This is a genomic window from bacterium (assembly GCA_040757115.1).
GTDB lineage: Bacteria > UBA9089 > CG2-30-40-21 > CG2-30-40-21 > SBAY01 > JBFLXS01.
Map to the genome: position 1 here is coordinate 1 of JBFLYA010000318.1, position 3,710 is coordinate 3,710.

General features: G+C 33.2%; 3 protein-coding genes and 1 pseudogene. 3 read left to right on the top strand and 1 reads right to left on the bottom strand.

All coding sequences use genetic code 11. From position 1 onward, the window contains the following. The first annotated feature begins 662 nt into the window (after window positions 1-662). From AB1422_17795 to ilvN, 3 genes and pseudogenes are all read left to right on the top strand, one after another. A complete protein-coding gene (locus AB1422_17795; GenBank protein MEW6621157.1) occupies window positions 663-932 on the top strand; it encodes a hypothetical protein in 270 nt (89 codons plus the stop codon). Between the two features lie 106 nt (window positions 933-1,038). Further along, window positions 1,039-2,436, top strand: coding sequence for a papain-like cysteine protease family protein (locus AB1422_17800; GenBank protein ID MEW6621158.1), 1,398 nt, complete (start codon window positions 1,039-1,041; stop codon window positions 2,434-2,436). 38 nt (window positions 2,437-2,474) lie between these two features. Beyond that, window positions 2,475-2,690 (top strand): annotated as a pseudogene (ilvN, locus tag AB1422_17805) (acetolactate synthase small subunit). A 90-nt stretch (window positions 2,691-2,780) separates the two neighbouring features. Here the strand turns inward: ilvN and AB1422_17810 are convergent. After that, window positions 2,781-3,485, bottom strand: coding sequence for a polyprenol monophosphomannose synthase (locus AB1422_17810; GenBank protein MEW6621159.1), 705 nt, complete (start codon window positions 3,483-3,485; stop codon window positions 2,781-2,783). Between the last annotated feature and the right edge of the window lie 225 nt (window positions 3,486-3,710).

Sequence of the window (3,710 nt, forward strand, 5' to 3'; positions counted from 1 at the left end):
CCCCCAAGATTGGGGGGTGGGGGTTGAAAATAAAATTAAAAAATTAATTATTAGTAGTGGTAGTGGTAGTGGTAGTGGTAGTGATGTGGAGAATGTGGGTAACTCCAAAGGAGTTATCCAAGCGATTGTGGGTAAGTTGTGGACAGCTTTGCTGTCCATCAACTTATCCACATGAGCGTCAATTGCGTCACTATCCACATCTTTCCACTTTGTGCCCACTCCCTGTAGGCATGAGCGTTTCTCCTGAAAAATGAATTTAAAACTACGAAGAACACGAAGATTATCATTTATATTTTTGGGTTATTATCTTCGTCTTTCTTTGTGTTTTTCGTGTTTCTCCACCAAATGACTACGGATTACTAAAAAATAAAATTTTACTTGACAATTTGTCAAATATATGCTATATAAATTAAAGAGAAACCTTTTGGATAAAATGAGAATGGAAGTAAGTGCCTACGAGTTAGAAAGTGAACTAAAGTTGAAGGTGGATAACTTTAGATTTTTAAGTGGTGACTAAATGCAAGACTAAATCTTTGCTTATAACCTTTCCAAATTTAGGCACTTTAAGTATTCGTAACCACAATTTCATTGATAATCAACGCTCGATTCCTGAACCTGTCAGGAACAGGTTTTATCCGAAAGTGTTCCAATATTTAAGGAGGGTGAATAAAATAATATTAAAAACCTGGGGAGGAGGGGATATTAATATGTCCAAAAAAATGATAGGATCAGGTTTTTCAGGGGTAGAAGTTGAATTAATGGAAAGTAAGGGGTTGAAGAGATTATCTACTACGAAAGAAGATAGAGAAAGAATTGAAGAGGGAATAAAACGAATAACCCCAAGAGTAGAAGCGGGAATAAAAAGGGTTAGAGAATGGGTAAAAAAATCAGGAGAGGCAACAGAATGGCATCCAGGATGTAAAGCTATGTAACGATATGATGTGTTTGACATTAAGTCCTTTTAAGGAAAAAGAGGAAGATATAGTTTTACTACTCTCCTTCTTTTTATACCCTGAGTTAGAAGAGGAGAAGGAGTTAATGACAGAAATTTTGTCAAAAATGGGATTTGGAGACTTTTATAATTTAGCAAAGACCTATGGTAATGGCAGACCTTTAAAAAGAATATTCTCTTTAGTTGAAAAGGAAGGTTGTACTGAGATAAGAAAAAGTGAGGTTGAAGATTGTCGTGAATGGAATGCGGAATGGGAAATTTATTATCAACATTTGAATATATCAAAAAAGGCATTAAAATTTGATTTTTATACAGCGAAACAAGAATATTTAGGTTATCTAATTCTACGTCCCTCTGATGGCACGATTTGTGATTCTTTCATCCATACTCCTACCAAAAGAATAGAAACATCTAATTATTTCATAACTTGCAAAAACTCTCTTTGTGAAATTGATGGGATTCATTTTATCCAACAGGATGTGAAAACTGGAAGATGTGCTCATGCTTGTTTGGCAATGGTTTCTAAAAATTTAAGTTACAAAACTAAAAAAACTCCTTTAACCTTTAGAGAAATAAGAGAACTATCTGGTAATACTTCTATTCCTGCCTCTGGGTTAAATATTAATGAAATAACAGATGTGATTAAAGGAATGGGTTATTATTCGCGATGTTATGATTATCTCAGTGAAGATATTCCATATGAACCTGATGAAATTATCTATCAATATATAGAATCACAAATCCCTGTATATGTAGGTCTAAGATTTGACGATGGAGGACATGCTATAATAGTAATAGGACATACCTTTGATTCTAATGCCTGGTGGCCTGAGGCAAAATTAGGCTACTATAAACATGAGAAAAGATTTTATTTTAAGAGTCCTATCTTTACAGATTTTGTAATTCAAGATGATAATTTTGGTCCATATTTAACAAGTCCAAGAAACTTTTTTACTCGAGAAAATATTTCAAAAGTTATTGTTCCCCTTATAGAAAATTTTCCTTTATACGCAGAGGAAATTGAGGATTATATCGTATATAGTTTCCTCGCAGATTTCAAGTTTCATAAGCAAATGAAACTTAATAAAACTATCTGGACAGATGTTTATCTTCATCATCTCACCGAAGACAAAATTCTGTTAAGAACTTTTTTAATAGAACGAGATGAATTTATAAAGTCTATTAGAAAAAGTAATGCACCACAAGATATTAAAACTTTTTATACTAACCCTGTTCTTTTTCCAAAAATGACTTCGGATATATCAAAATTTTGGCTTATTGAGATAAGTATTCCTGAAATTTTTATTCATAAACATTATCGTTTAGGAGAAGTCCTAATTAATCCTTATGAAGAAGACTGGTTAAAAGCCATTTTATCCATTCATTTACCAGGTGTTTTATTTGCAAAAAATCCAGAAGGAAGACTTGAAGAATATCTTATAAATAATGATGTACCATATGAAATAGCTAGATTTCCCTCGTGATTAATCAATTTTTATAAAAAACATGGAGGATAAAAAAGATGAGACATACGGTTTCAGTTTTAGTTGAGAATAAATTTGGAGTTTTAACCAAGGTGGCAGGATTGTTTTCTGGACGGGGATTTAATATAGATTCCCTCTGTGTGGCAGAAACTGACGACCCAAATACCTCACTGAGGACCGTTGTTACTCATCGTGATGATAAAATAATCGAGCAAATCGAAAAACAACTCAACAAACTTATTGATGTCATTAAATCTGGAAATTCACACTTCTCCCCAAATAACTGATCCATTACCTCAAAATCCAATTTCTAATTTCAGCATTCTACAAACGCTTACAATTCCTCAAAAGCCAAATCTAATTCTCCAAACAACAAATAATGCCTCAAAGATTATTCGTTTTGACATTTTTGATTGACCTAATCTTCTCTCCTCAAAGACAATGGGGACTTCTGTCAACTTATATCCTTTTTTATAAGCCCTGTATTTCATCTCTATTAAAAAAGAATATCCATCAGAAACAATATTCTTAAAATTTATCCCTTCTAATACATTTGCTCTATATCCTACAAACCCAGAAGTGCAATCATTTATTTTCAACCCGGTTACTATTTTTGCATAAAGATTGGCAAATCTTGATAAAATCAGTCTTTTAATTGGCCAGTTGACGACACTTACGGTTCCATGTGTGTATCGAGAACCAACGACAACATCATAATCTTTAAGTTTTGAGATAAATTTTGGTAAGAAGTCAGGATTATGAGAAAAATCCGCATCCATACTGATAATATAATCCACATCCATCTTCAGGCCGAATTGAAATCCTTCAAGATATGCAGAGGCAAAACCTAACTTGCCTGGTCGATGAATTACAAAAACCCTATCTGGAAATTCCTCTTTTAACTTATTCACTACCTCTCCTGTTCCATCCGGCGAATTATCATCTACGATTAATACATTAATCTTGCCCTCTAAATTTAGTATCTGAGGAATAAGTTTTTGAACATTATCCTTTTCATTATAAGTTGGAATAATCACTAATGTGCTCATAATATTTTCAACCTCATATAGTTACTGGTAACCATTCAGGTGGTAATTTACCGCAGAGACGCAAGAGGCTGCGTTTCTGCGGTGAACGGTTACCAAAACTTTATAGCACTTATTAATCGAAATTTGACCCAGATATGGTTATGAAATTCCAAATCACAAATTCCAAATTCCAATTAGCAGATATGGTTATGAAATTCCAAATCACAAATTCCAAATTCCAATTAG

Excerpts from the sequence above, each read along its gene's own strand:
- AB1422_17800 (MEW6621158.1), top strand. The coding sequence starts at position 1,039 with ATGACAGAAATTTTGTCAAAAATGGGATTTGGAGACTTTTATAATTTA.
- AB1422_17810 (MEW6621159.1), bottom strand. The coding sequence starts at position 3,485 with ATGAGCACATTAGTGATTATTCCAACTTATAATGAAAAGGATAATGTT.